The 26160-nt window shown below is 72.2% G+C and carries 25 protein-coding genes; 14 read left to right on the forward strand and 11 right to left on the reverse strand.

Annotated features, from left to right (window positions below; translation table 11 throughout):
* Positions 1–195 precede the first annotated feature (195 nt).
* The 7 genes from EIL87_RS00820 to EIL87_RS00850 are packed head-to-tail and all read right to left on the reverse strand — an operon-like array spanning position 196 to position 9713.
* Entirely contained in the window at positions 196–885 is a 690-nt protein-coding gene (locus EIL87_RS00820) for a sirohydrochlorin chelatase (RefSeq protein WP_125088175.1), read from the reverse strand.
* Positions 864–2006, reverse strand: coding sequence for a uroporphyrinogen-III synthase (locus EIL87_RS00825; protein ID WP_125088176.1), 1143 nt, complete (start codon positions 2004–2006; stop codon positions 864–866). The genes EIL87_RS00820 and EIL87_RS00825 overlap by 22 nt, the downstream gene beginning before the upstream one ends.
* Positions 2003–2326: a nitrite reductase small subunit NirD gene (gene nirD / locus EIL87_RS00830; RefSeq protein WP_125088177.1), complete on the reverse strand. Its 324-nt coding sequence runs from the start codon at positions 2324–2326 to the stop codon at positions 2003–2005. The genes EIL87_RS00825 and nirD overlap by 4 nt, the downstream gene beginning before the upstream one ends.
* Positions 2326–4842: a nitrite reductase large subunit NirB gene (gene nirB, locus EIL87_RS00835; protein WP_125088178.1), complete on the reverse strand. Its 2517-nt coding sequence runs from the start codon at positions 4840–4842 to the stop codon at positions 2326–2328. Before nirB ends, nirD begins: the two co-directional genes overlap by 1 nt.
* Positions 4839–6254, reverse strand: coding sequence for an FAD-dependent oxidoreductase (locus EIL87_RS00840; protein ID WP_125088179.1), 1416 nt, complete (start codon positions 6252–6254; stop codon positions 4839–4841). Before EIL87_RS00840 ends, nirB begins: the two co-directional genes overlap by 4 nt.
* Positions 6251–8326 carry a molybdopterin oxidoreductase family protein gene (locus tag EIL87_RS00845; RefSeq protein ID WP_125088180.1) on the reverse strand — a complete coding sequence of 692 codons (2076 nt, stop codon included), beginning with the start codon at positions 8324–8326 and terminating at the stop codon, positions 6251–6253. The genes EIL87_RS00840 and EIL87_RS00845 overlap by 4 nt, the downstream gene beginning before the upstream one ends.
* Positions 8319–9713: a nitrate/nitrite transporter gene (locus EIL87_RS00850; protein WP_125088181.1), complete on the reverse strand. Its 1395-nt coding sequence runs from the start codon at positions 9711–9713 to the stop codon at positions 8319–8321. Before EIL87_RS00850 ends, EIL87_RS00845 begins: the two co-directional genes overlap by 8 nt.
* Positions 9714–9900: 187 nt before the next feature.
* Here EIL87_RS00850 and EIL87_RS00855 point away from each other — a divergent pair, with 187 nt between their 5' ends.
* From EIL87_RS00855 to EIL87_RS00890, 8 genes are all read left to right on the forward strand, one after another.
* The gene (locus EIL87_RS00855) at positions 9901–10743 is read left to right on the forward strand and encodes an SIR2 family NAD-dependent protein deacylase (RefSeq protein ID WP_407690504.1); all 843 of its coding nucleotides are present in this window, start codon (positions 9901–9903) and stop codon (positions 10741–10743) included.
* Between the two features lie 140 nt (positions 10744–10883).
* The gene (locus tag EIL87_RS00860) at positions 10884–12194 is read left to right on the forward strand and encodes an NlpC/P60 family protein (RefSeq protein ID WP_125088182.1); all 1311 of its coding nucleotides are present in this window, start codon (positions 10884–10886) and stop codon (positions 12192–12194) included.
* Positions 12195–12239: 45 nt separating this feature from the next.
* On the forward strand, positions 12240–12812 hold the full coding sequence (mobA, locus tag EIL87_RS00865; RefSeq protein WP_125088183.1) for a molybdenum cofactor guanylyltransferase: 573 nt from the start codon (positions 12240–12242) through the stop codon (positions 12810–12812).
* Positions 12813–13073: 261 nt separating this feature from the next.
* Positions 13074–14201, forward strand: a complete 1128-nt coding sequence (locus tag EIL87_RS00870; protein WP_125088184.1) for an AAA family ATPase — start codon at positions 13074–13076, stop codon at positions 14199–14201.
* Positions 14202–14284: 83 nt separating this feature from the next.
* On the forward strand, positions 14285–15169 hold the full coding sequence (locus EIL87_RS00875) for a DUF58 domain-containing protein (RefSeq protein WP_125088446.1): 885 nt from the start codon (positions 14285–14287) through the stop codon (positions 15167–15169).
* Positions 15170–15171: 2 nt separating this feature from the next.
* Entirely contained in the window at positions 15172–16152 is a 981-nt protein-coding gene (locus EIL87_RS00880) for a VWA domain-containing protein (protein ID WP_199740182.1), read from the forward strand.
* A 23-nt stretch (positions 16153–16175) separates the two neighbouring features.
* Positions 16176–16766: a class I SAM-dependent methyltransferase gene (locus EIL87_RS00885; RefSeq protein WP_125088186.1), complete on the forward strand. Its 591-nt coding sequence runs from the start codon at positions 16176–16178 to the stop codon at positions 16764–16766.
* A 35-nt stretch (positions 16767–16801) separates the two neighbouring features.
* Positions 16802–17524: an MgtC/SapB family protein gene (locus tag EIL87_RS00890; RefSeq protein ID WP_125088187.1), complete on the forward strand. Its 723-nt coding sequence runs from the start codon at positions 16802–16804 to the stop codon at positions 17522–17524.
* Positions 17525–17563: 39 nt separating this feature from the next.
* Here EIL87_RS00890 and trxA read toward each other — a convergent pair whose 3' ends face one another.
* On the reverse strand, positions 17564–17923 hold the full coding sequence (gene trxA, locus EIL87_RS00895; RefSeq protein ID WP_125088188.1) for a thioredoxin: 360 nt from the start codon (positions 17921–17923) through the stop codon (positions 17564–17566).
* A 289-nt stretch (positions 17924–18212) separates the two neighbouring features.
* Between trxA and fabG the strand changes: the two genes are divergently transcribed.
* From fabG to EIL87_RS00910, 3 genes are all read left to right on the forward strand, one after another.
* A complete protein-coding gene (gene fabG, locus EIL87_RS00900) occupies positions 18213–18917 on the forward strand; it encodes a beta-ketoacyl-ACP reductase (RefSeq protein ID WP_125088189.1) in 705 nt (234 codons plus the stop codon).
* A gap of 91 nt (positions 18918–19008) precedes the next feature.
* Positions 19009–19776, forward strand: a complete 768-nt coding sequence (gene fabI, locus EIL87_RS00905) for an enoyl-ACP reductase FabI (RefSeq protein ID WP_125088190.1) — start codon at positions 19009–19011, stop codon at positions 19774–19776.
* Between the two features lie 128 nt (positions 19777–19904).
* Positions 19905–20927, forward strand: coding sequence for a ferrochelatase (locus tag EIL87_RS00910; protein ID WP_199740127.1), 1023 nt, complete (start codon positions 19905–19907; stop codon positions 20925–20927).
* A 73-nt stretch (positions 20928–21000) separates the two neighbouring features.
* Here EIL87_RS00910 and EIL87_RS00915 read toward each other — a convergent pair whose 3' ends face one another.
* Positions 21001–21774 carry a hypothetical protein gene (locus EIL87_RS00915; RefSeq protein ID WP_233575917.1) on the reverse strand — a complete coding sequence of 258 codons (774 nt, stop codon included), beginning with the start codon at positions 21772–21774 and terminating at the stop codon, positions 21001–21003.
* Positions 21775–21940: 166 nt separating this feature from the next.
* Between EIL87_RS00915 and EIL87_RS00920 the strand changes: the two genes are divergently transcribed.
* The 3 genes from EIL87_RS00920 to EIL87_RS00930 all read left to right on the forward strand — a co-directional run bounded on the left by EIL87_RS00920 (position 21941) and on the right by EIL87_RS00930 (position 24402).
* A complete protein-coding gene (locus tag EIL87_RS00920; protein ID WP_125088192.1) occupies positions 21941–22747 on the forward strand; it encodes a DUF3097 domain-containing protein in 807 nt (268 codons plus the stop codon).
* Between the two features lie 72 nt (positions 22748–22819).
* Positions 22820–23251 carry an NfeD family protein gene (locus tag EIL87_RS00925; RefSeq protein ID WP_125088193.1) on the forward strand — a complete coding sequence of 144 codons (432 nt, stop codon included), beginning with the start codon at positions 22820–22822 and terminating at the stop codon, positions 23249–23251.
* Between the two features lie 20 nt (positions 23252–23271).
* Positions 23272–24402 (forward strand): SPFH domain-containing protein, encoded by a 1131-nt coding sequence (locus EIL87_RS00930; protein ID WP_125088194.1) that lies wholly within the window; start codon positions 23272–23274, stop codon positions 24400–24402.
* A 500-nt stretch (positions 24403–24902) separates the two neighbouring features.
* Here EIL87_RS00930 and EIL87_RS00935 read toward each other — a convergent pair whose 3' ends face one another.
* Positions 24903–25316 (reverse strand): PAS domain-containing protein, encoded by a 414-nt coding sequence (locus tag EIL87_RS00935; RefSeq protein ID WP_125088195.1) that lies wholly within the window; start codon positions 25314–25316, stop codon positions 24903–24905.
* Between the two features lie 142 nt (positions 25317–25458).
* Positions 25459–26133, reverse strand: coding sequence for a GntR family transcriptional regulator (locus tag EIL87_RS00940; protein ID WP_125088196.1), 675 nt, complete (start codon positions 26131–26133; stop codon positions 25459–25461).
* Between the last annotated feature and the right edge of the window lie 27 nt (positions 26134–26160).

Below are 26160 nucleotides of genomic sequence, written 5' to 3' on the forward strand. Positions count from 1 at the left end.
CGACGCCGAGGTCGAACGGCTCTGCTTCGACGCGGACCGCCGCTGGCTTCGCTGCGCGGACCCCGTGGTGGTGCTGGCCATGGCGACGACCTCCAAGTGGCGGAAGCGAGAACCTGTCCAGAATACGACGATCGGAGCATTGACGACAGGCGAACGCTCCCCGGTCCGCCGTGGAGGTCGATCAGCGCGCGAAGATCAGGCGGCGGAGACGCCGTCGCGCACCGCGCACCGGTACCGCTGCACGACCACGTCGACCACGGCGGGGTGCGCCCCCAGCGGTTCGGCGACACCGGCCGCCGGCAGCTCGCCCAGCCTGCGGTGGAACAGGCCCGGCGCCAACAGGTACGGCGCGAGGAAGTCGCCCGGTGCGCAGACGTCTTCGGTGGCCGGGCTCGCGGTGGTGATGTAGCTGGGGGAGAGCCACTGCCCGCAACGCCGGCCCAGCTGGCGGGCCGCTGCCGCCACGTCGGCCAGCGCGCTGCGGTCGGAGGATCCCGCCGCCGCGAACAGCACCCGGTCACCGCGACGCCACCCGGCTTCGCACAACCGGTCCAGCAGCGCCTCGGTGATCCGCGGATCCGGGCCGAGCGGCTCGGTGAACGTCACGTCCCCGCGTCCGGTGGAGGCCACCTGTTCGGGCAGGTCTGTGCGCACGTGGTAGCCGGCGGCCAGGAACGCCGGCAGCGCCACCACCGGTCCCGGCACCGACTCCACGACCTCAGCCGCGGTCGGCCCGATGACGTCGACGTAGCCCACGCGCACCGGCACGCCGAGCCGCGCGCCGGCGGCCCCGGCCAGCTGTTCGACCACCCGCGGTCCCGCAGGATCGCGGGTTCCGTGGGCGACCAGCAGCAACGGCGGGTTCACAGCACGGGAACGGCGCATCGCGGGGAGTCCTCCATCGGTTCCAGCGGAAGTCGGTATCCGCGCTTGATCACGGTCTGCACCAGCTGCGGCGCGCCCAGCGACGACCGCAGCCGCGCCACCGCCTGCTCGACGGCGTGCTCGTCGGCGGCACCCCCGGCGCAGTGCAGCGCCTCGGCCAGGGCCCGCCTCGACACCACTCTGCCTGGCCGCTCGGCCAGTGCCCGCAACAAAGTTCTTCCTTGCGGGGAGAGCTGTTTCACCGCACCGTCCACGATGGCCGCGTGCCCGCGCACCTGGAGGCTGCGTCCGGCCACCGGCAACGTCGGCGACCGCCTCGGCAGCGCCTCGCACAGCGACCGCACCAGCGCACCGAGGCGGTACCGCTCCGGCACCACCGCAGGCACGCCCTGGTCGGCCAGCGGCGCGTGCGTCACCGGCCCCACGCAGGCCGCCAGCACCGGACCGCGCAACGCCGCCAGCAACTCCTCCCGCCAGCCGCGCTCGGCGGCCAGCGACAGCAGGCTCGCCGCCGCTGGGGCGCTGGTGAAGGTCACCGCGTCCACCTGCTGCGCGCACACCGCTGACAGCAGGTTCTCCAGCGCGGTGATGTCGGCCGGAGCCGTCCACCGGTACACCGGGACTTCGATGACCTCCGCCCCCGCGCACCGCAACGCCTCGACGAAGTCCGGCAGCGGCTGACCGTGCAGCTGCACGGCGATCCGCATCCCCTCCAGGGGCTCGCCGAGCAGGTGCTCGAGCAGTTCCGCGGACGACTCCGATCCCGGCGACCACGCGTCGGGCAGACCCGCCGCACGCACCGCGCCGCGCGCCTTCGGCCCTCGGGCCAGCAACCGAGCCTGGCCCAAGGCCTCGAGCAGCTCGGCACCCGCACCCCAGCCGTCGGCCGCCTCGACCCACCCCCGGAAGCCGATGCCGGTGGTGGCGACCACCGCATCGGGCGGCTGCGCGAGGCACTGCTCGGTCGCCCGGCGCAGCTCGGTGTCGTCGGCGAGCGGCAGGATCCGCAGCGCCGGGCCGTGCAGGACCCGGGCGCCGCGGCGTTCGAGCAGCGAGCCCAGCTCTTCGGCCCGCCTGGCCGCCGTCACGGCGACGGTGTAGCCGGTCAGTTCCTCGCTCAAGGGAGCGCGACCTCCACCGACGAACCGCGCCGCCGCACCGGGAACACCGGCAGCCGCGCGTCGGGGACGTCCAGGCACTCACCGGTGCGCAGCGAGAACACCTGCTTGAGCATCGGGGAGGCCACGGTCGGCTCCCCGCCCCGGTCGCCGACGATGCCGCGGCTGATCACCCCGGCCCCGCAGAGCGGGTCGACGTTGCCCACCGCGAACAGCTCGTCGTCGTGGGTGCGGAAGACCGCCACCGGGTGCCCGTCCACGAGCGCCGGAACACCGCACTCGGGCTGGAGCAGGGCGAGGTCGCAGATCGGTCGCCAACTCATCAGTGCACCTCCTGGGTCTGGGACGCCGGCACCGGCATCGGCAGCGAGACCGGTCCCGGCCGGATCTGGCCGCGCTCCTCGATGAAGCGGATCGTCGGGTCGGGCGCGTCGGGGGCGTTGACGAAGGAGACGAACCGCGACAGCTTGGCCGGGTCGGCCAGCACCCCTGCCCACTCGTCGGAGTAGTGGTCGACGTGGCGCTGCATCGCGGCCTCGAGCTCCTCGGCGATGCCCAGCGAGTCCTCCACCAGCACCTCCTTGAGGTGCTCCAGACCGCCGTCGAGCGACTCCACCCACGCCGAGGTGCGCTGCAAGCGGTCGGCGGTGCGCACGTAGAACATCAGGAACCGGTCGATGAGCTTGACCAGCTGCTCGTCGTCGAGGTCGGCGGCCAGCAGTTCGGCGTGCCGCGGGGTGAACCCGCCGTTGCCGCCGACGTAGAGGTTCCAGCCCTTGTCGGTGGCGATCACGCCGAAGTCCTTGCCGCGCGCCTCGGCGCACTCGCGGGCGCACCCCGACACCGCCGACTTGAGCTTGTGCGGCGAGCGCAGGCCCCGGTAGCGCAGCTCCAGCCGGATGGCCATGCTCACCGAGTCCTGCACCCCGTAGCGGCACCAGTCGTTGCCCACGCAGGACTTGACCGTGCGCAGCGCCTTGCCGTAGGCGTGCCCGGACTCGAAGCCGGCCTCCACCAGTTTCTTCCAGACCTGCGGGAGCTGTTCAACGCGCGCGCCGAAGAGGTCGATGCGCTGCCCGCCGGTGATCTTGGTGTAGAGCCCGAACTCCTTGGCCACCTCGCCGAGCACGATGAGCTTCTCCGGCGTGATCTCTCCGCCGGGAACCCGGGGCACCACCGAGTACGTGCCGTTGCGCTGCAGGTTGGCCAGGAACCGGTCGTTGGTGTCCTGCAACGCCGCCTGCTCTCCCTCGAGGATGTGGCCGTTGCCGAGGCTCGCGAGGATCGAGGCCACCGCCGGTTTGCAGAGGTCGCAGCCGCGGCCGGTCCCGTGCTTGGCGATCAGCTCCGAGAACGAGCCGACACCGGTGGCCTGCACGATCTCGAACAGCTCGGCACGCGACTGGGTGAAGTGCTCGCACAGCGCCTGGGAGGTCTCCACCCCGCACTCGCCCAGCAGCGTCGTGATCATCGGCACGCACGAACCGCAGCTGGTGCCGGCCTTGGTGCAGGACTTCACGCCCGCGACGGCGTCGAGGCCGTGCTCGGCGATCGCATCGGTGATCTGTCCCTTGGAGACGTTGTTGCACGAGCACACCACCGCGTCGTCGGGCAGCGCGGCCGAGTCCACACCGGACCCGGCGGGCAGCAGCAACTGCTCCGGCGGAGCGGGCAGCTCGCGGTCGACCAGTGGCCGCAGCACGCCGTAGGCGCTCGCATCGCCGACCAGGACCCCGCCCAGCAGCACCCGCGCGTCGTCGGAGAGCACGAGCTTGGCGTAGGTGCCCGCCGCGTTGTTGGCGTAGACGACCTCCAGCGCGCCCTCTGTCGTGGCGTGGGCGTCACCGAAGCTGGCCACGTCGACGCCGAGCAGCTTGAGCTTCGTCGACAGGTCGGCACCGGGGAAGGTGCCCTCGCCCTGCTCCAGCAGCTGCTCGGCGACCCCCTCGGCCATGGCGTAACCGGGCGCCACCAGCCCGTAGCAGCGACCCTCGACCGCCGCGCACTCGCCGATGGCCCACACGCCCGCCACACCGGTGCGGCACGCCTCGTCGACCAGGAAACCGCCCCGCTCACCGCGCGCCAGACCGGCCACCTCGGCGAGCTCGTCGCGCGGGCGCACCCCGGCGGAGAACACGACCAGGTCGGTGTCGATGACGGTGTCGTCGGCCAGCGTCACGCCCGTGACGTGCTCCTCGCCGTCGACCGACCGGGTCGCCGCTCCGGTGTGGACGGTCAGCCCCAGCTGCTCGACCAGGCCGCGCAGCACCGCGCCGCCGCCCTCGTCGACCTGCAGCGGCATCAGCCGCGGCGCCATCTCCACCACGTGCGGGCGCATGCCCAGCAGCCGCAGCGCGTTCGCCGCTTCCAAGCCCAGCAGACCACCGCCGATGACCACGCCCTGCCGCCCTTCGGTGGCGGCCTCGCGGATCGCGTCGAGGTCCTCGATGGTGCGGTAGACGAAGGTGCCGGGCAGCTGGCGACCGGGCACCGGCGGCACGAACGGCTTCGAGCCCGTGGCCAGCACCAGCGCGTCGTAGCTCAGCGACTCGCCGCCGGCCAGCGCCACCGTGCGGGCGGCGGTGTCCACACCGGTCACCGCCGCGCCCAGCCGCAGCTCGACCACCGGGTCGTCGAGGAGGTCCTGACCGGTCAGGCCGAGGTCCTCGGCGGTCTTGCCGTCCAAGTAGGACGACAACCCCACCCGGTCGTAGGCCGCGCGCGGTTCTTCACCGAGGACGACGATCCGCCAGGTACCGAACTCATCGCGTTCGCGCAGTACCTCGACGAGCCGGTGGCCGACCATCCCGTGGCCGACGACGACGAGCGTGCGGGTCATGCCGCGCCCTCCTTCTCTGGTTCGATGCGGTCCGCCAACGCACTGCACAACCGGCCGACGTCGTCGGCGCAGCCACCGCAGCCGGTGGTGGCCCGCGTTGCCCTGGCCAGTTCGGCGACCGAGCGGGCGCCGCCGTGCCAGGCGTGGATCAGGGACTTCCGGGTGACGGTGTTGCAGCGGCACAGCACCGCGTCCTCCGGCGGCTCCACCGGCGCGCCCGGCACCGCCGCCGGGGTGCCCAGCAGCACCGACAGCCGGTCGGCGGGCATCGGCAGGTCGCGGTCGTGCAGCTGGCTGACGGTGGCGATCGCGGCCGGGAACCCCAGCAGCACCGCGCCGCTGATCCGCCCGGCGTGCAGCGCGAGCTTGGCGTAGCGGGACCGCGCCGGGTCCGAGAGCGTGACGATCTCGGCGTCACCGGCGAACGAGTCCCGCACCGAACCGATCGACACCAGGTCGACCTCCCGCGCCCGCAGCCGCGCCACCACGCGGGTGCCCGGGTAGTCCGCGCCGCTGCCGGTCAGCTGCGCGGCCAGCGCGTCGGCCTGCTCCCACGCCGAGGCCGCCGAACCCGGTGTGGCGCCCCGGTGTTCGGCGCAGTCACCGATGGCGTGGACGTGCGGGTCGCTGGTGCGCAGCCGGTCGTCGACGACGACACCGCGGTTGACCGACACCCCGGCGCGCTGCGCCACGGTCACCTCCGGCCACACACCGGTGCAGGCCACCACGAGTTCGGCGGGCACCTCCGCACCGTCACCGAGCCGCAGCGTCCCCGGGCGGTAGGAGGTGGCCTTCACCCCGAGCCGGACGTCCACGCCGAGCTCGGTCAACCGCTCGGCCAGCATCCGGCCGCCGACCTCGTCGACCTGGCGCTCCACGAGGTGCTCCTCGCGGTGCACCAGCACCACCCGGTGCCCGCGCGCCAACAACGCGCGCGCCACCTCCACACCGAGCAGCCCGCCGCCGAGCACCGCCACCGGACCGGTGGCGGCGGTGACGCGGGCGCAGTCGGCGAGCGTGCGCAGCGCGGTGAACCGCTCGGAGTCCAGACCCACGACCTCGGGGACCAGCGGCCGCGCACCGGTGGCCAGCACGAGCACGTCGTAACCGAACTCGCGGCCGTCCTCGGTGCGCACCGCGCGCCGGGCGCGGTCGATGCCGGTCACCGCGCACCCCTGGTGCACCTCGGCGTCCAGGGCCGGCAACGACACCGCGGACGGCGGCAGCGACCCGTCGAGCACCGAACCCAGCAGGACCCGGTTGTAGGCCGGGTGCGCCTCGGCTCCGAGCACGGTGATCGGCCCGTCGTGGCCTCGGGTGCGCAGCCGCTCGACGAACCGGTGCGCGGCCGGGCCGGCTCCCACCACGACCACGCGCCCCGCGAGGCGGTTGAGGGGGAGGGCGGTGCTCATGACGCCACCGCCGTCCGGTGGGGCTCGATGCGCACCGCGCTGACCTTGAACTCCGGCATCCGGCTGCGCGGGTCCAGCGCGTCCCCGGTGAGCAGGTTCGCCCGCCCCTCGCCCGGGAAGTGGAACGGCAGGAAGACCGTGTCGGTGCGCATGGTCGGCACGAGCCGGACCTCGGCGATCGTGCTGCCGCGCGCCGAGGTGATCCGCGCCGGCGCCCCGTCGGTGAGACCGGCGCGGGCGGCGGTGTCGGGGTGGACCTCCACGAACGCCCCGGGACTGGCCTCGTTGAGCTCCGCGACCCGGCGGGTCTGCGCCCCGGACTGGTACTGGGCCAGCACCCGCCCGGTGGTGGCGGTCAGCGGGAACACCTCGTCCGGCACGTCACCGGCCTCGCGGTGCTCGACCGGCGCGAACCGCGCGCGGCCGTCGGGGTGGGCGAAACCGTCCAGGAACAGCCGCGGGGTGCCGGGGTGGTGACCGTTCGGGCACGGCCAATGCAGCGCCTCGCCGGCGTCCAAGCGCTCGTAGCTGATGCCCGAGTAGTCGGCCCTGCCACCGGCCGAGGCCCGGCGCAGCTCCTCGAAGACCTCGCGCGGCCGGGTGGGGTAGCGCTCACCCGGCTCGCCCAGCCGCGTGGCGATGCCGTGCAGCACCTCCAAGTCGCTGCGCGCGTCTCCCGGAGGCGCCTGCAACCGGCGGCGCCGCAGGACGCGGCCCTCGAGGTTGGTCATGGTGCCCTCCTCCTCGGCCCACTGGGTCACCGGCAGCACCACGTCGGCCAGCTCGGTGGTCTCCGACGGCACGAAGTCGGCCACCACCAGCAGGTCCAGGGACCGCAACCGCCGCACGACGTGCTCGGCGTGCGGGGCCGAGACCGCCGGGTTGGAGCCGAACACCAGCAAAGCGCCGGGGCCGTCCTCGGTGCCCAGCGCGTCGAGCAGCTCGTAGGCCGAGCGGCCCGGGCCGGGCAGCACCTCCGGCAGCACGCCCCAGACCTCGGCGACGTGCTCGCGGGCGGTCTGGTCGGTGATCGTCCGGTAGCCGGGCAGCTGGTCGGCCTTCTGCCCGTGCTCCCGGCCGCCTTGGCCGTTGCCCTGCCCGGTCAAGCAGCCGTAGCCGCGACCCGGCCGGCCCGGAAGCCCCAGTGCCAGTGCGAGGTTGATGAACCCGGAGACGGTGTCGACGCCCTTGCTGTGCTGCTCGGCGCCCCGGCCCGTGAGCACGTAGGCGCTGGTGGCCTCGGCGAGCATCCGCACCGCCTGGCGCTGCTCGGCGACCGCGACACCGGTGACCCGCTCGACCCGCTCCGGCCACCAGGACATCGCTCGCTGCCACGCGGCCTCGAAGCCCTCGGTGCGTTCGCGGACGTAGCCGGCGTCGGTGTGGCCGTCGACCACCGCGATGTGCAGCAACCCCAACGCCAGCGCCAGGTCGGTGCCCGGCAGCGGTCGCAGGTGCAGCGCCGCCTGCTCGGCGGTGGCCGTTCCGCGCGGGTCGATGACGACCAGCTGCGCCGAACGCAGGTGCTGCATCAGCGGCGGCATCGTCTCCGCCGGGTTCGCCCCCGCCAGCAGCACCACATCGGCACCCGCGAGGTCGGTCACCGGGAACGGCAGACCCCGGTCCAGCCCGAACGCGGCGGTGCCCGCCGCGGCCGCCGAGGACATGCAGAAACGCCCGTTGTAGTCGATCTGGCTCGTCCGCAACGCCAGCCGCGCGAACTTGCCCAGCAGGTAGGCCTTCTCGTTGGTCAGCCCACCGCCCCCGAACACCCCGATCGCGTCCGGCCCGCGTTCGGCGCGGAGGCGGTCGAGGCCGGTGGCGACGGTGTCGAGCGCGGTGTCCCAGGAGACCGGGACGAGCTCGCCGTCGCGGCGCAGCTGCGGGTGGCGCAGCCGGTCCGGAACGCCCAACAAGGACGGTGCGGTCCAGCCCTTCTGGCACAGCCCGCCCTGGTTGACCGGGAAGTCCGCGGGTCGCACCGACACCCCGTCCCGCTCGCGCGTGAGCCGGGTGCCGCACTGCAGGGCGCAGTAGGGGCAGTGGGTGGCCACGGTCCGCGGATCAGGCACGGCCGGCCTCCGCGGTCCGCTCCTCCAGCGGCGCAGCCGGAGCCGGGCTCGGCTTGAGCGGTCCCCGCAGGTACACCGAGTAGGTCACCAGCACGCACACCAGGTAGTAGGCGAGGAACACCACCAGGGCCGCGTCACCGCTGGCGGCCGCGCCGCCGTAGGAGGAGCGGAACGCCAGGTTGATGCCCACGCCGCCCAGCGCGCCGATCGCGCCGGAGATGCCGATGACCGCGCCGGACAGGCGCCGCGCCTTGGCGAAGGCCGCGATCGCCTCACCACCGGAGGTGACCTCCACCTCGGCCTCCTCGGCGTGGACCGCGGGGATCATCTTGTAGGTCGAGCCGTTGCCCAAGCCGGTCAGCAGGAACAGCGCGATGAACGCCGTCACGTACAGCCCGAACGAGCCCTGCGCGGAGGCCACCAGCAGCACCGCGACCCCTGCGGCCATCAGGGCGAAGTTCCACAGCGTCACCCGCGCTCCGCCGGCCCGGTCGGCCAGCCAGCCGCCCAGCGGCCGGGACAGCGATCCCACCAGCGGGCCGAGGAAGGTCCAGCTCGCCGCCTGCAGCGGGGTGAAGTCGAACTCGGTCTGCAGCACCAGCCCGAAGGCGAAGCTGTAGCCGATGAACGAGCCGAAGGTGCCGACGTAGAGCAGCGAGATCCACCAGGTGTGCTTGCTGCCGCAGGCCTCCAGCAACGCGCCCGGCTTGGCCTTGATGGCGTCGACGTTGTCCATGAACAGCGCCGCGCACACCGCGGAGACGGCGACCAGCGGCAGGTAGATCGCCGCCACGTAGGACGGGTGTGTGCCGCCGGCGAAGGCGATCACCAGCAGGCCCACCACCTGGATGGTGGCCACGCCGATGTTGCCGCCACCGGCGTTGAGCCCCAGCGCCCAGCCCTGCAGCCGCTGCGGGAAGAAGATCGTGATGTTGGTCATCGAGGAGGCGAAGTTGCCGCCGCCGAGACCCGCCGTGGCACCGATGAGCAGGAACACCCACAGCGGTGTGCCCGGCTGCTGCACGAAGTGGAACGCCAGGCCGGTGGGCACCAGCAGCACCACAGCGCTGAAGATCGTCCAGTTGCGCCCGCCGAAGCGGGTCACCGCCGCGGCGTAGGGCAGCCGCAGCACCGCGCCGACCAGGTTCGGAACGACCACCAGCAGGAACTTCTCGGAGGCGGTGAAGGGCAGTCCGATGTCCGGACCTGTGAACAGCACCAGGACCGACCAGATGCTCCACACGGAGAAACCGATGTGCTCGGAGAGGATCGAGAAGATCAGGTTCCGGCGCGCGACGTGCTTGCCGGTCGACTCCCACAGGGCTTCGTCCTCGGGGTCCCACCCCTCGATCCAGCGGCCTCTCGCGGCCGGTGCGCTCGTGCTCAACGCGGCTCCTTCCCACGGGTTGCCCCGAAGGTAGGAACCCCCTGTTTCCCTCGTGCTCGCCTCGAGTTACCGCGAAGCAAAACGGGCTTCACATGATCGGCGCGCGGCCGGTCAGGACCGCCGTGACCAGCGGCACACGCGGGCCCCGGTGTGCCGCCGACCACCGGTTCCGTGGCACCGTGGAGGTGTGACGCAACGAGGTTCGGGTCCCGACGACAGCGCCGACCGGCAGCGCGCCCGCCACCTGTTCGGCGCCGCCCGGCGCATCACCGCGCTGACCGGAGCGGGCGTCTCCACCGCCTCCGGCATCCCCGACTTCCGGGGCCCCAACGGGGTCTGGACCCGCGATCCGCGCGCGGCCCGGCTCAGCGACATCGACAGCTACCTCGCCGACGAGGACGTCCGCGTGCACGCCTGGCGCGCCCGCGCCGAGAACCCCGCGTGGCACGCCGAACCCAACGCCGCGCACCAGGCCTTCGTCGACCTCGACGCCGCGGGCCGGCTGGGTGCGGTGCTGACCCAGAACATCGACGAGCTGCACCAGCGGGCGGGCCTCGCGCGCGACCGCGTGCTGGAGCTGCACGGCACGATGCGCCGCACGGTGTGCGTGCACTGCGGTGGCACCGGCGCCATGACCGACGCCTTGCGGCGCGTCGCCGAGGGCGAGCAGGACCCGGATTGCCGGGCGTGCGGCGGGATCCTCAAGTCCGCGACGGTGTACTTCGGCCAGGCGCTGGACCCCGACGTGCTGCGCGAGGCCCGGCGCGCGTCGCTGGACTGCGACCTGTTCCTGGCGGCGGGCACCTCGCTGACGGTCCACCCCGCGGCGGCGTTCGTGGAGCTGGCGGCGAAGGCCGGCGCGAAGCTGGTCATCTGCAACGCCGAGCCCACGCCCTACGACGAGATCGCCGACGCGGTCCTGCGCGGCCCCCTGGACGAGGTGCTGCCCGACCTGGCCCGCGCCCCGGTGGTCGAGCTGGGTGAACGGCTGCGGACGTGGGGAGATCCCAGCACCTGGGATCACATGTGACACGTGTGGTTGATGTTGCAAACGATACGTCCGATTCGCGTGGTGCGTCCGGGACGGTGATGTCACACTCCGGCTGATCATGACTCCGTTCGGATTAAAGACCGACTCCGAACGGGTGCATCCGCTGGAGGTGACGGGCGTTGTCCACTAGTCGAGTCGGGCGCAGGATCGGTGCGCTGGCGCTGCTGAGCGCAGTGGGTCTGGCCTCCACCGGAACCGGCGTGGCGGTCCCGCCGCCTCCGCCCAACCCCAGCGACGCCGAGATCCAGTCGGGTGAGGCCGACGCGGAGCGCACTGCCGGTCGAGCCGGCGAACTCGCCAACCGCCTCGCCGATGCCGAGTCGCGCCTGGTCGGCCTGCAGTCGCAGGTCGAGGTGAAGATGGAGGACGCGAACAAGGCTCGCGTCGACCTCCAGCGCGCCGAAACCGCCTACGGCCGGGCCCGTCTCGCCGCCGACGCCGCAGCCGCCGAAGCCCGTGCCGCGGCCCAGCAGATCGAGGCGCAGCGCAGCCGGCTCGACCAGTTCGCCGCCAGCAGCTACCGCCAGGGCAGCAGGCTCGGGTCCATCACCGCCTACGTCGGAGCCCGCAACCCGCAGGAGGTGCTCGAGCGCGCCTCCCTGCTCGACGCCCTCAGCGACTCCCAGCTCGACGTCCTCGACGACCTCGAACGGGCCCGCATCGAGAAGGTCAACAAGGACTCGCTGACCCGCGCGGCCCTGCAGGAGGCCGAAGCCAGGCGCCGTGCCGCCGACGAGGCCCGCGCGACCGCCGAAGCGGCCCAACAGGCGGCGGTCCAGGCCCGGGCGCAGCAAGCGGTCCAGGCCCAGAGCCTGCAAGCCGATCGCGACGCCGTGCAGGCCGAGCTGGACGCCGCGCGCTCCCGCGTTTCCGGGCTGCAGACCCAGCGCGAGGACTACCAGGAGTGGGTGCAGGACAAGGCCCGCGAGGAGCAGGCCGCGGCGGCGGCTGCCGCGAAGCCGTCCCAGAACCACAGCGGCGGCAGCGGCCAGTCCTCCGCCTCGTCGTCCGGGGACGTCGAGGCCGTCATCTCGCGGGCGCTGTCGCAGCTGGGCATGCCCTACGCCTGGGGCGGCGGCAACTCGCGCGGCCCGACGCGCGGCATCCGCGACGGGGGAGTGGCCGACTCCTACGGCGACTACGCCAAGATCGGCTTCGACTGCTCCGGGCTGATGATCTACGCCTTCGCCGCCGGGGGTGTCTCGCTGGACCACTACAGCGGCTACCAGGCGCAGTCCGGCAAGCGCGTCCCGCTGTCGCAGATGCGCCGCGGCGACATGCTCTTCTGGAACGACGGCGGGCGGATCCACCACGTCGCCCTGTACCTGGGCGGCGGGAAGATGGTCGAGGCCCCGTACTCCGGTTCCCGCGTCCGCGTCACCTCGGTCCGCTACAGCGGCATCGCCCCGTACGCGGTGCGCGTGCTCTGACCGCCTGGCGGGGGCGCGAGCCGCACGGCCTGGGAGCATGGGTGCGTGGCGGATTTCGCGGCGGTGGTGCTGGCCGGCGGTCGAGCGCGTCGGCTCGGTGGCGTGGACAAGGTGATGCTGCCGGTGCAAGGCCGCACCCTGCTGGACCGCACGCTCGACGCCGTGCCCGACGCCGATCCCGTGGTGGTCGTCGGCCCGCAGCGACCCACCACCTCGGCGGTGCGCTGGACCACCGAGGACCCGGCTGGGGGAGGGCCGCTCGCAGCCGTGGAGGCGGGGCTCCGCCTGGTCGAGGGCGATGACGGCGTGGTGGCGGTCCTCGCCGCCGACCACCCGCACCTGACCGCCGGCACGCTCGACCGGCTTCGCGAAGTCCTGTCGAGCGACCCGCGGGCCAGGGGAGCGGTGCTGGCGGAGCCCGGCGACCGCGCGCAGTGGCTGGTCGGCGTCTGGCGCCTGGCGGCGCTGCGGAGGGCGATGCCCGAGGCGGTCGAGAACCGCCCGGTGCGGGACCTCTTCGCGCCGTTGGAGCCGCACCACGTCCCGGCCACCACAGCTGAGGTGTCCGACGTGGACACCCCGGCGGACCTCAGCCGAGCCCGGACCCGAAGCCCCTGAGGCGCCGCGGCGCTCTCGGGTGGGGGAGCGGCACGACTCCCAGGCTCAACAACGTCTATCGTTTCAGTGTCGACTGAAATCAACGCTCCACGTGGCCGCGAGAGCCCGGCTCGGACGGAGGAGGGCCTTCGCTTCACAGCGGTCATACCGGCCATGAGGTTGGGTGGGGGTTCGATGCGCCCCCTCGTGCACCAGGGGTGAGGGGCGTGCCAGGATCTTGATCGGCCCGCAACGGCCGCATCGACGAGGAGGCTGGGAGAAGTGACCGAGGCCGGCAACGGTGAGAGCGGAGCCGCTGCGGCGCGTCCAGCAGGTCAGGCGGGGCCGTCGAGCACCCCGGCGCGCGACGCGCAGCTGCTCGAACGCACCGTCTTCGAGGTCAAGCGCGTCATCGTCGGGCAAGACCGCCTGGTCGAGCGGATGCTGACCGGTCTGCTGGCCAAGGGGCACATCCTGCTCGAAGGCGTGCCCGGCGTCGCCAAGACCCTCGCGGTGGAGACCTTCGCCCGCGTCGTCGGCGGTTCGTTCTCCCGCCTGCAGTTCACCCCCGACCTGGTGCCCGCCGACATCCTCGGCACCCGCATCTACCGGCAGGGCAGCGAGCGCTTCGACGTCGAGCTCGGCCCGGTGCTGGCCAACTTCGTGCTCGCCGACGAGATCAACCGCGCGCCCGCCAAGGTGCAGTCGGCGCTGCTGGAGGTCATGGCCGAGCGGCACGTGTCCATCGGCGGCGAGAGCTTCCCGATGCCCGCGCCGTTCCTGGTGCTGGCCACCCAGAACCCCATCGAGAACGAAGGTGTCTACCCGCTCCCGGAGGCGCAGCGCGACCGCTTCCTGTTCAAGCTCCCGGTCGAGTACCCGACCGCGGAGGAGGAGCGCGAGATCATCTACCGGATGGGCGTCACCCCGCCCGAACCCCACGGCGTGCTCGACCCCGAGGAGCTGATCCGGCTGCAGGGCGTCGCCGCCGGGGTCTTCGTGCACCACGCGCTCGTCGACTACGTGGTGCGCCTGGTGGTGGCCACCCGCATGCCCAACGACCACGGGCTCTCCGACATCGCCGGCTGGGTCTCCTACGGAGCCTCGCCCCGCGCCAGCCTCGGGGTCATCGCCGCCGCCCGCGCCCTCGCGCTGGTGCGCGGCCGCGACTACGTGCTGCCGCAGGACGTGGTGGACGTGGTGCCCGACGTGCTGCGGCACCGCCTGGTGCTGTCCTACGACGCGCTCGCCGACGGGATCCCCGTCGAGCACATCGTCAGCCGGGTGCTGCAGACCGTGCCGCTGCCGCAGGTCTCCGCGCGCCCGCAAGGCGGAGCGCAACAGCCCGCCCCGGTCGGCCCGACCGGCCAGCACGGTTACGGCCACCCGCCGATGCCACCGCACCAGTGAGGGGAGGGGCAGACGTGGCGGTACCCGGGCACTCCGGCGGCGACCGCCCGGCCTGGGCGCCGCCGGCGCTGGACACCGGGCGCATGGAGGTCGCGCTGCGCGCCCTGGAACTGAGCGTGCGGGGCAGGCTCGACGGGCTGCTGCAGGGCAACCACCTCGGCCTGGTGCCCGGACCGGGCAGCGAGCCGGGCGAAGCGCGCAGCTACCAGCCCGGGGACGACGTGCGGCGGATGGACTGGGCGGTCACCGCCCGCACGGCCGAGCCGCACATCCGGCAGACCATCGCCGACCGCGAGCTGGAGACGTGGGTGGGCGTGGACCTCTCGGCCAGCCTCGACTTCGGCACGGCGGCCTGCGACAAGCGCGAGCTGGCGGTCGCCGCGCTGGCCGCGGTCATGTTCCTGACCAGCGGCGGCGGCAACCGCATCGGTGCCGTGGTGGACAACGGCACCGGGCAGCACCGGTTGCCCGCTCGCGGCGGCGCGGCCCACGCGCGGGCGCTGCTGAAGAAGGTCGCCGAAACCCCGCGCGCCCCGGAAGGCACGCGCGGCGACCTGGCCTCGCTGCTGGAGTCGTTGCGGCGTCCGCCGCGTCGGCGCGGGCTGGCCGTGGTGATCTCCGACTTCCTCGGCCCGACCGACTGGCAGCGGGCGCTGCGCGGTCTCGGTGCCCGGCACTCGCTGCTGGCCATCGAGGTGATCGACCCGCGCGACGTGGAGCTGCCCGACGTGGGCACCGTGCTGCTGTCCGACCCGGAGTCGGGCAAGCGGCGCGAGGTGCACACGACTCCGGTGCTGCGCAAGGAGTTCGCCGCTGCGGCGGCCGCGCACCGGGAGGACGTCGCCGCAGTGCTGCGGCGGGCCGGGTGCGCTCACTTGGTGTTGCGAACAGATTCCGACTGGATCGCCGACGTGGTGCGGTTCGTGATGGCGCGCAAGCGCGGCTGGTCCGGCGGAGGAGCGGGGTGATGTTGAGTCTGACCGGGTTCACCGCGCCGTGGTGGTTCCTGCTGCTGTTCGTGGTCGCCGGGCTGGTGGTCGGCTACGTCTGGGCGATGCGCCGCAGGCAGCGGGACGCGTTGAAGTTCTCGAACCTGGCGGTGCTGGACCGGGTCGCCACCGGCTCGCAGGGGTGGTGGAAGCACGTCCCACCGGCGCTGCTGGGTGTGGCGTTGATCTTCCTGACCGTGGCGCTGGCGGGCCCGACCGCCGAGCAGCGGATCCCGCGCAACCGGGCGACCGTGATGCTCACGATCGACGTGTCGCTGTCGATGAAGGCCACCGACGTGGAGCCGAACCGGTTGGAGGCGGCCAAGGTCGCGGCCAAGGAGTTCGCCGACAAGCTGACCCCGGGCATCAACCTCGGGCTGGTCTCCTTCGCCGGGACGGCGACGGTGCTGGTCATGCCGACCACAGACCGCTCGAGCGTCAAGCAGGCCATCGACACCCTCAAGCTGGCCGAGGCCACCGCCACCGGGGACGGCATCAACGCGTCGATGCAGGCGATCGACTCGTTCGGGAAGATGGTCGGCGGTCCGGCGGGTGCTCCGCCGGCGCGGATCGTGCTCATGGCCGACGGCGGTCAGACGATCCCGCGGGAGATGGACGCGCCACGCGGCGCCTACACCAAGGCCGGTGAGGCGAAGAAGGCCAACATCCCGATCTCGACCATCTCCTTCGGCACCAAGCACGGCTCGATCGAGATCGAGGGCGAGCAGGAGTGGGTCGAGGTCGACGACGAGGCGATGCAGGAGATCGCCCGCCTGTCGGGCGGGGAGTTCCACAAGGCCGCCAGCGCCGAGCAGCTGCGCGAGGTCTACGAGACGCTCGGTGAGCAGATCGGCTACGAGACCAAGCACACAGACGCCAGCAAGCCGTGGCTCGTGCTGGGTACGCTCTGCGCGATCATCGCGGCCGGGATCTCGTTGTTCGCCGGTCGCAGACTGCCCTGACCGACGACGGGAGCTTCGTCGCTGTGAACACGGCAGCGCGTTTCGCGTGGGAGTTCGTCAAGTCGCCGACCACGACGGCCGCCGTGGGCCCGAGTTCGCGGGCGCTGGCCGAGCAGATGGTGGCCCCGATCCCGCTGACCGGTGATCCGCTCGTGCTGGAGCTGGGCCCGGGCACGGGCGCCTTCACCGAAGTCGTCCAGGAACGCCTGGGCGGGCGGGGCAAGCACCTGGCCGTGGAGCTCAACGCCGGCTGGGCCGCGGAGCTCGGACGCCGGTTCCCGGGCGTGGAGTCGGTGTGCGACAGCGCCCGGCGGGTGCCGGAACTGCTGGCCGAGCGCGGTCTGGGCGAGGTCGACGTGGTGGTCAGCGGGTTGCCGTGGGCCGCTCACGCCCCGGTCGGCGGGGTGAGCCTGGTGGAGCTGTTGGCCGGGGTGTTGGCTCCGGACGCGGCGATGACGCAGTTCGCCTACACCTGGACCCGGTGGGCGCCGCCGGCGCGCAGGCTGCACGCCGACCTGGAGGCGAAGTTCGAGGAGGTCGTGGTGAGCCGCGCGGTGTGGCGCAACCTGCCCCCCGCGGTGGTCCACCTGGCTCGCAGGCCGCGCTCGCTGTAGCCGCACGCCGCCGGTGGCGGTGCTAGGTTCGTGGGATGCCTGATGATGCGGTGGTGTCTGGGCTGGATGAGTTACCGCTGCTGGTGGAGCTGGGCACGGCGCTGCTGTTCTCCAGCCTCATCGGGCTCGAGCGGGAGATCCGGGCCAAGAGCGCGGGACTGCGCACGCACGCGCTGGTCGGCGTGGGCGCGGCGCTGTTCATGCTGGTGTCCAAGTACGCCTTCGGCGACCTGCTGCCGTGGGAGCGGGTGTCGCTGGACCCGTCGCGCGTGGCGGCCCAGATCGTCTCCGGCATCGGCTTCATCGGCGGCGGCCTGATCTTCGTGCGCCGCGATGCTGTGCGCGGCCTGACCACGGCGGCCTCGGTGTGGCTGGTCGCGGCGGTGGGGATGGCCTGCGGCGGGGGACTGGTGGTGCTGGCCGCGGCGACGACCGCCGTGCACTTCCTGGTGGCGATCGGGTTCCCGTACCTGCTGCGGGTGGGGCGTCCGGCGCTGCGGGAGCCGCAGGTCGTGCGGGTGGGCTACCTGGACGGCTACGGGGTCCTGCGCAGCGTGCTGACGATGTGCACCAGCCGCGGGTGGGCGCTGCTGGACCTGCAGGTGGAGCGAGAGGACTCTGACGAGGAGCAGCGCACTGCGGTGGTGGCGCTGCGGTTGCGCGGCAAAGTTCGAGTGGCGTCGCTGGTCGAGGAGATCAGCGCGCTACCAGGAGTGCTGCACGCCGCGGCCGGCGAATCGGCCGAGGCGGGGTTCTGAGGTGGTGCCGGGCCCGTTCCGGGACCCGGCACCGGCGGATCACTGCTGCTGTTCCGCGTCCTTCTTGATCTGCTCCATGTCGAGTTCGCGGGCCTGGCCCACGAGGTCCTCGAAGACGTTCTCGGGCAGGGCGCCGGGCTGCTGGAAGACCAGGACCTTGTCGCGGATGATCGCCAGCGTCGGGATCGACTGGACGTCGAAGGCGGCGGCGAGCTCGGGCTGGTCCTCGGTGTCGACCTTGGCGAAGACGATGTCGTCGTGGGTCTCCGAACCCTTCTCGAAGACTGGGGCGAATTGCTTGCACGGGCCGCACCAGGAAGCCCAGAAGTCGATGATGACGAACTTGTCGTCGCCGACGACCTCGTCGAAGTTGTCCTTGGTCAGTTCGACCGTGGCCATTGGAATTCCTCTTCCCGTGGTGGGGCAGTACTCGGGCAACGCCGGCGACGGGACCGCGCATTCCCCCGCGTTCGTGTCTTGTGCACCACGCTCGTGGTGATCACCGCGAGCGTGGTGCGCCACCGTACTGGTCCTGGTGGCCGTCTGTCGTGCACGGGGTTGTCGCGTGTGTAGGCACGCCACCAGATCGGGGGCCTTTTTATGTGCGGTGTCGATGAGCGGTGGCGCTCGCTGAGCGGATAATGTCGCGTCTGAAACGAATCTTGGCGCGTTCGATGGGAGATCCACAGTGGCACGGTCCGTACTGGTGACCGGCGGTAACCGCGGCATCGGCCTGGCCATCGCGAGGGCGTTCGAGGCGGCCGGGGACAAGGTCGCGGTCACGCACCGCGGATCGGGCGCTCCCGAGGGCCTGATGGGCGTGCAGTGCGACGTCACCGACCCGGACCAGGTCGCGGCGGCCTTCGACGAGGTGGAGGACGCCCACGGGCGGGTCGAGGTGCTGGTGGCCAACGCGGGCATCACCGACGACTCGTTGCTGCTGCGGATGAGCGAGGAGCAGTTCGGGCGCGTGATCGACGCGAACCTGGCCGGCTCCTACCGGGTGGCCAAGCGGGCCGCGAGCAGCATGCTGCGCAACCGCTTCGGGCGGATCATCTTCATCTCCTCGGTGGTGGGCCTCTCCGGTGGCCCCGGCCAGGTCAACTACGCGGCGAGCAAGGCCGGTCTGGTCGGCATGGCGCGGTCGATCGCGCGGGAGCTGGGTTCGCGCAGCATCACCGCGAACGTCGTGGCGCCGGGCTACGTCAAGACCGACATGACCGAGGAGCTGCCGGACGAGCGCAAGCAGCAGATCCTCGGCCAGGTGCCGCTGGCGCGGATGGCCGACCCGGAGGAGGTCGCGGGTGCGGTGCGCTGGCTGGCTTCGGACGAGGCCGGGTACGTGACCGGTGCGGTCATCCCGGTGGACGGCGGCCTCGGCATGGGGCACTGACGACCTCGATCGGCTTCCGGCGCTTTCGCGGGTGCCGGCTGCGGCGGGTGCGGGGCACCGGCGGCAGGTGAATACTCGGAAGGACTTTCTCGTGAGCGGATTGCTCGAAGGCAAGCGAATCTTGATCACCGGCGTGATCACCGACGCGTCGATCGCGTTCCACGCCGCGCGGGTGGCCCAGGAGCAGGGCGCCGAGGTGGTGCTGACCGGTTTCGGCCGGTTGAGCCTGGTGGAGCGGATCGCCAACCGGCTGCCCAAGCCGGCTCCGGTGCTCGAGCTGGACGTCACCAACACCGAGCACCTGGAGACCCTGCCGGAGCGGGTGCGCCAGCACGCCGGCGGCCTGGACGGGGTGCTGCACTCGATCGGCTACGCGCCGCCGTCGTGCTTGGGCGAGCCGTTCCTGGACGCGCCGTGGGAGGACGTCTCCCAGGGCTTGGAGGTCTCGGCGTACTCGTTGAAGTCGTTGAGCGCCGCGACGCTGCCGCTGCTGAGCGAGGGCTCGTCGATCGTGGGCATGGACTTCGACGCGCGCGTGGCGTGGCCGGCCTACAACTGGATGGGCGTGGCCAAGGCGGCGTTGGAGTCGACGTCGCGGTACCTGGCGCGGGAGCTGGGGCCCAAGGGCGTGCGGGTGAACCTGGTGTCGGCCGGCCCGGTGCGCACGATGGCGGCCAAGTCGATCCCGGGCTTCTCAGAGCTGGAAGCGGGCTGGGGCGACCGGGCTCCGCTGGGCTGGGACGTCAACGACCCGACCCCGGTGGCCAAGTCGATCTGCGCGGTGCTGTCGGACTGGCTGCCCGCCACCACCGGTTCGATGATCATGGTCGACGGCGGGGTGCATGCCCTCGGCATCTGAGCTGCTACCACGAGCGGGGTGCGGTGTTCCTGGAGGAACACCGCACCCCGTTGCTGTGGGCATCTCGTGGTTCACATCGGGTGTGCCCCGGTTGCGCGCCGGTGGCCGGGCGGCGCGATGATGTGCCGGTGAGCTTTGACGCGTTGCTGTTCTTGTCGTTCGGCGGGCCGGAGGGTCCGGAGGAAGTGCGGCCGTTCCTGGAGAACGTGACCCGGGGCAGGGGAGTGCCGCCGGAGCGCCTCGACGAGGTGGCCCAGCACTACCTGCACTTCGGCGGTGTCTCGCCGATCAACCGGTTGAACAAGGACGTCATGGCCGCGTTGCGGTCCGAACTGGACGCTCAGGGCCGGGAGCTGCCGGTGTACTTCGGCAACCGGAACTGGCACCCCATGGTGGAGGACACCGTCGCGCAGATGGCCGATGACGGCGTGCGGCGGGCGCTGGTGTTCGCCACCTCGGCGTGGGGTGGCTACTCGGGCTGCAAGCAGTACCACGAGGACATCGCGCGTGCCCGCGAGTCGGTCGGGGGCAGGGCGCCGGACCTGGTGAAGCTGCGGCAGTTCTTCGACCACCCGTTGTTCGTCGCGGCCAACGCCGATGCCGTGCGCGCGGCCTACGCCGAGCTGGGGGAGCGGGCCGACCAGGCGCGGCTGGTGTTCACCGCGCACTCCATCCCGTTGAGCGCCGACGAGCGGCCGGGGGCCGACGGGCGTCCGCGGTGGTACTCGCGGCAGGTCGCCGAGGCGGCTCGGCTGGTGGCCGAGGAGGCGGGGGTGCAGACCTACGACGTGGTGTGGCAGTCGCGGTCGGGGCCGCCGCAGGTGCCGTGGTTGGAGCCCGACATCTGCGACCACCTCGAGGACCTGCACGCCAAGGGCGTGGGTTCGGTGGTGGTCAGTCCGATCGGGTTCGTCTCCGACCACCTGGAGGTGGTCTGGGACCTGGACAACGAGGCCGAGGAGACCGCCCGGGAGCGGGGGATGGGCTTCGCCCGGGCCGCCACGGCGGGCACCGACCCGCGGTTCGCGAAGATGATCGTGGAGCTCATCGCCGAGCACACCGATGACGCGCCGATGTGCAAGCTCTCGCAGCTGCGGGCGGCGGGCTCGACGACCAACGGGGCGCTGTGCGCTCCCGGCGGCTGCTGCTGAATCGCACCCGACGCACGACGACAGCGGGGCGTCCTCCTCACCGGGAGGGCGCCCCGCTGTCGTCGTGCGTGGGTCAGGAGCGGGTGGCCTGGTCGGCCAGGACGCGGACCATCTCGGCGACCGAGGCGCGGCGGGCGGCGCGCACGGCGTCGAACAACGGGCGCAGCGCGTCGGTCCGGGCGCGGATGGCCGAGGCCGAGAGGGCGCCGCCGGGGGAGTCGTCGGTGGCCACCCACAGGATGGCTTCGACCTCGGTGGCGCGCTGCAGGATGCGCAAGGTCCGCTGGGGGATGTCCTCGGGCCAGTCCGGTGCGGGCTTGGCGGCGATGAACTCGGCGATCTCCTCGCGCACGCCGGGACGCTGCTTGGCCACGCCGAGGTCGATCAGGGCAGTGGCGGCTTCGCGCATGGCCGAGGCCATGCCGTGCTCGGCCTCGCCGATGGGCAGGTGCTCGGCGGGCGGGAGCTCGCCGGTTTCGAACACCGTCCAGCGCCGGATGCCCTCGGCGATGCGCTCGGGGACCAGGCCGAGGCCGGCTTCGGGCAGCACGGCGGCTTCGCGGACGCGCATCGCGAGCTTGGAGAACGGGCTGGCACCGCCCAGTCCGCGCGCGTCGCCGGGCACGGGCAGCGCCAGTTCGCCGGTGGAGGCACCGGCCTTGCGCAGCGCGGCCAGCAGCAGGGCGGGACCGGCCGGTGTTTCCTCGGGGCCGGGCAGGTCGAGCCGTGCCGCGAGCTCGTCGTCGGCAGCGCGGAACTCCTGCACCTCACCCCAGGTCTGCAGGGCATCGAGCACGTCGTCCGAGGCCGCCGCTCCGTGCAGCCAGGCGGAGGACCAGACAACCAATGTGGCGCTTGGGCATGGCACGTCGCTAGAGGGTACGGATCGAAAACCCTTGCTGCGTCCCGGGGGAGGGCCGGTGTGACGCCAACCATGAGGGGCCTCCGGAAGTGATTTCCCGCCCGGCGTGGCGCCGCCACTCAGCGACACGATCGGATTACCGTGTTCGCTCGTGCGGTCGGTTGAGTACGGACGGGACGTCCTCTCGGGTTCGCGGCGCAAGAAGGTGCCGGAGGTCCCCGCGGAACCAGGTCTGGTGGTCGAGGACGCGGCCAGCGGGTTCTGCGGCGCGGTGCTGCGGGTGGAGAAGGGCAACGTGGTGCTGGAGGACCGGCACGGCAAGCAGCGCCTGTTCCCGATGCGCCCGGCGGCGTTCTTGTTCGAGGGCAAGCCCGCCACGCTCGTCGAGGTGCGCGAGGCGGCCCCCGCGAGCCCGGCGCGCTCGGCCTCGGGCTCGGTGAAGGTGGAGGGCCTGCGGGCCCGCACCGCGCGGGGCAGCCGCATCTGGGTCGAGGGCGTGCACGACGCCGAGCTGGTCGAGCGCATCTGGGGACACGACCTGCGGGTGGAGGGCGTGGTCGTCGAACCGCTGCACGGCGTGGACGAGCTGCCGGGCCTGCTGGCCGAGTTCGGTCCCGGGCCGGGCCGCCGGGTGGGGGTGCTGGTGGACCACCTGGTCGCGGGCAGCAAGGAGTCCCGGCTCGTCGAGGGCATCACCGACGAGCACGTCATGATCACCGGCCACCCCTACGTCGACATCTGGCAGGCCGTGAAGCCCGCCGCGCTCGGCATCCGGGAATGGCCGCAGGTCCCGCGCGGCGAGGACTGGAAGCGCGGCGTGTGCTCGCGCCTGGGCTGGGGCGAGCCGGCCGCGGGATGGCGCCGGGTGTTGTCCGCGGTTTCCGAGTTCCGCGACGTCGAGACCCCGCTGCTGGGCGCGGTGGAGCGGTTGATCGACTTCGTCACCGCTGACGGATGAGCGCGGATCACACCTTGATCACACGCGGGCATAGGCGAGTGCGTTGACGGGCCCGCGTGCCACGATGGATCTATGACTCCTGCGCTGCTGTGGCTGATCGCCGGGGTGCTGCTGGTCGGCGCTGAGGCCCTCTCCGGGGACTTCGTGCTGGTCATGATCGGTGCCGCGGCTCTGGGGGCTGCCGGTAGTTCGGCGCTGGGCATGCCGTTGGGCGTGGACGTGGCGGTGTTCGCGGTGCTGGCCCTGGGTCTGGTGCTGCTGGCCCGGCCGGCGCTCAAGAAGCGGATGGACGTGCAGCGGGAGCTCAAGACCAACGTGGACGCCCTGGTCGGCAAGCACGCCGTGGTGGAGTCCACAGTGGATGCGCAAGGTGGTCGGGTCCGCATCGACGGCCAGTTGTGGTCGGCACGGGCGCTGGACGAGCCCCAGGTTATCGAGGCCGGCCGCACGGTCACCGTCATGGAGATCGCGGGCGCCACCGCCGTGGTGTGGGCCGAGCCGTGAGGAGATGAGGCTTCGTGGGGATGGCCGAACTGATCGTGCTGGTGGTCGTGGTGCTGCTGGTGCTCATCGTCGTGGTCAAGGCCGTGATGGTGGTGCCGCAAGCGCAGTCGGCGGTGATCGAGCGGCTGGGCCGCTTCCGCACCGTCGCGCAACCGGGGCTGAACCTGCTGGTGCCGTTCTTCGACCGGGTGCGGGCGCGCATCGACCTGCGCGAGCAGGTCGTGTCGTTCCCGCCGCAGCCGGTGATCACCCAGGACAACTTGACCGTCTCGATCGACACGGTGGTCTACTTCCAGGTCACCGACGCGCGGGCCGCGGTCTACGAGATCTCCGACTACATCGTGGCGGTGGAGCAGCTGACCACCACGACGCTGCGCAACGTGGTCGGCGCGATGAGCCTGGAGGAGACGCTGACCTCCCGGGACGCGATCAACACCCAGCTGCGCGGGGTGCTCGACACCGAGACCGGCCGGTGGGGCATCCGGGTCGCCCGCGTCGAGCTCAAGGCGATCGACCCGCCGCCGTCGATCAAGGACTCGATGGAGAAGCAGATGCGCGCCGACCGGGAGAAGCGCGCGATGATCCTCAACGCCGAGGGCACCCGGGAATCGGCGATCAAGACCGCTGAGGGTCAGAAGCAGTCGGCCATCTTGGCGGCCGAAGGTGAGAAGCAGGCGGCGATCCTGGCCGCTGAGGCCGACCGGCAGTCCAGCATCCTGCGGGCGCAGGGTGAGCGGGCCAGCCAGTACCTGCAGTCGCAGGGCCAGGCCAAGGCGATCGAGAAGGTCTTCGCGGCGGTCAAGCGCTCCAAGCCCACCCCGGAGCTGCTGGCCTACCAGTACCTGCAGACGCTGCCGCAGATGGCCCAAGGCGACGCCAACAAGGTGTGGGTCGTTCCCAGCGACTTCGGCAAGTCCCTGGAGGGCTTCGCCCGCATGCTCGGCGAACAGGGCGAGGACGGCGTCTTCCGCTACGAGCCGCCGGAGGAGACCCCCGACGCCCCGCCGGCCGAGGCCGTGGAGGAGTCGGTGCAGTCCTGGTTCGACACCTCCACCAACCCGGAGGTGGCCGAGGCGGTGCGCGCCGCGGAGGCGGTGGCTCGCAAGGAGGTCCCGCCGGCCAACGTCTCCCAGCCGCCCGAACAGCTCTGATCGGACCTCCCGGACCGCCCTGGACGGCGGTGCGGGTGGCTAGCACGAACACGACGTGAGCAGGCGAGGGGCCGGACATCCCGTGAGATGTCCGGCCCCTCGCCCTCGCAAGGGCGACACGGCCCACCCACGAGCGACGTGTCCCGGTCTGCCGCAACGGCGCGAACACCGCCCGCCGCAAGGCCTCCGGCCACGACTACGCCCCTCCCACGGCTGACCCGAGGCACCCGGAGGCCGCCTGCCTTCGAACTTCTCGCGAAGTTCGACCCGGGACTTCGAGGGTCGAACTTCGCGAGAAGTGGGAATCGTCGCCACCCGGAGCGGCGCTCTGAGCTGTGGGAACGGGTGTTCCTCGGGTCCGTCGGTCGTCCGTTGGGGGTGGTGGTGTCCCTCCCCGTGGGAGGCTTCAGCCTTGGGGGAGGGACGTGTCCCGGTGGCGGTGCCGGGTGGTCCGGCGGCTCCGGTAGGCGGTGATCAGCTCCGCTGGGTCGCGATGTCCGTCATCCGGCGCCGGGGCCCACTCGTTGCGCAGGGGCCGGTTCGGTGGCCACGGGGGTGAACGGCTCCGCGTCGTCGCGTGCGGGGGCGTACGTGGCCACCGCGCCCAGGGCGTGGCCGTAGGGGTCGCGCAGCACGCTGAACACGCCGGGGAAGACCCGGATCTGGCCGTCGCGGCAGGTCACCGGCAGGTGCAGGGGTGTGCCGTCGAGGTCGGCGTGGGCCGCGTCCATGGCGCGGTAGTAGCCGGCCCAGTGCGCCTGCTGGAAGTCCGGGGGCACGATCAGGTCGAGCGAGGCGCCGACGGCCTCGCCGGCGGGGTGGCCGAACAACAGCTCGGCGTCGGCGTTGAAGTGCTGGATCGTGCCGCTGGGGTCGGCGATCACCACGGCCGACCGGTCGTCGAAGTCGTTCATGGTCGATATGGTGGAGGTCCTCTGATGATCTCGCCCTCTGGAGAACACTTTCCAGTGTTTTAGTACCTCTATCTCTTCAGTGTCAGCTGAAATCGATGCTCCGCATCGCACTCCCCCGCGACCGTGACAGTCGAAGACCGCTTCAGGCGACGGTGGGGTTCAGGTAGGAGCCTCCGGCGATGCCGAGGGCGTGGACGGTGCCCAGCAGGTGTTCGCGCAGCTGCTTCTTGGCCTGCTCGGCGTCGCCGTCGGAGAGGGTCTCGGCGAGCTGGGAGTGCTGGCGGGTGATGCGTTCGCGGGCCGAGTGGGTGCGGGCGGTGGAGGTGATGCGCATCTGCTTGTCGCGCAGCGTGTTGTAGAGGTCGGTGACCACCGGGTTGCCCGCGGCGCTGACCAGCGTGGCGTGGAAGCCGCGGTCGGCGACGTGCATCTCGGCGTCGGTGAGGTCGGCGCCGTCGCAGGCGGGGTGCGCGGCCAGTTCCCGTCCGACGGCGGCCATCGCCTCGGTGCCGTCGATGGCGAGCTTGTCGATGGCGAAGCTCTCCAGGGCCAGGCGGGCTTCGATCACGGCGCGGGCCTCGTCCGCGCTGACCGGTACGACGAGGGCGCCGCGCTTGGGGTAGAGCTTGAGGAAGCCCTCCGACTGCAGCCGCAGGAACGCCTCGCGGACGGGAGTGCGCGACATCTGCAGGGCGCCGGCCACTTCTCCTTCGCTGAGCAGTTCCCCGTCGGGGAAGCTGCCATCGAGGAGTCCGGTCTTGACGTGGTGGTACGCGCGGTCGGCTGCCGGCGTTTCGGGTGCTGTTGCGCTCGACACGTGAGCATCGTACTTCCACCCCTCTTG

Source organism: Saccharopolyspora rhizosphaerae (genome assembly GCF_003931915.1).
Lineage (GTDB): Bacteria > Actinomycetota > Actinomycetes > Mycobacteriales > Pseudonocardiaceae > Saccharopolyspora > Saccharopolyspora rhizosphaerae.

Excerpts from the sequence above, each read along its gene's own strand:
- EIL87_RS00820 (WP_125088175.1), bottom strand. The coding sequence starts at position 885 with ATGCGCCGTTCCCGTGCTGTGAACCCGCCGTTGCTGCTGGTCGCCCAC.
- EIL87_RS00930 (WP_125088194.1), top strand. The coding sequence starts at position 23,272 with ATGGCCGAACTGATCGTGCTGGTGGTCGTGGTGCTGCTGGTGCTCATC.
- EIL87_RS00935 (WP_125088195.1), bottom strand. The coding sequence starts at position 25,316 with ATGAACGACTTCGACGACCGGTCGGCCGTGGTGATCGCCGACCCCAGC.
- EIL87_RS00890 (WP_125088187.1), top strand. The coding sequence starts at position 16,802 with ATGCCTGATGATGCGGTGGTGTCTGGGCTGGATGAGTTACCGCTGCTG.
- EIL87_RS00840 (WP_125088179.1), bottom strand. The coding sequence starts at position 6,254 with ATGAGCACCGCCCTCCCCCTCAACCGCCTCGCGGGGCGCGTGGTCGTG.
- nirB (WP_125088178.1), bottom strand. The coding sequence starts at position 4,842 with ATGACCCGCACGCTCGTCGTCGTCGGCCACGGGATGGTCGGCCACCGG.
- nirD (WP_125088177.1), bottom strand. The coding sequence starts at position 2,326 with ATGAGTTGGCGACCGATCTGCGACCTCGCCCTGCTCCAGCCCGAGTGC.
- trxA (WP_125088188.1), bottom strand. The coding sequence starts at position 17,923 with ATGGCCACGGTCGAACTGACCAAGGACAACTTCGACGAGGTCGTCGGC.
- EIL87_RS00925 (WP_125088193.1), top strand. The coding sequence starts at position 22,820 with ATGACTCCTGCGCTGCTGTGGCTGATCGCCGGGGTGCTGCTGGTCGGC.
- EIL87_RS00875 (WP_125088446.1), top strand. The coding sequence starts at position 14,285 with ATGGAGGTCGCGCTGCGCGCCCTGGAACTGAGCGTGCGGGGCAGGCTC.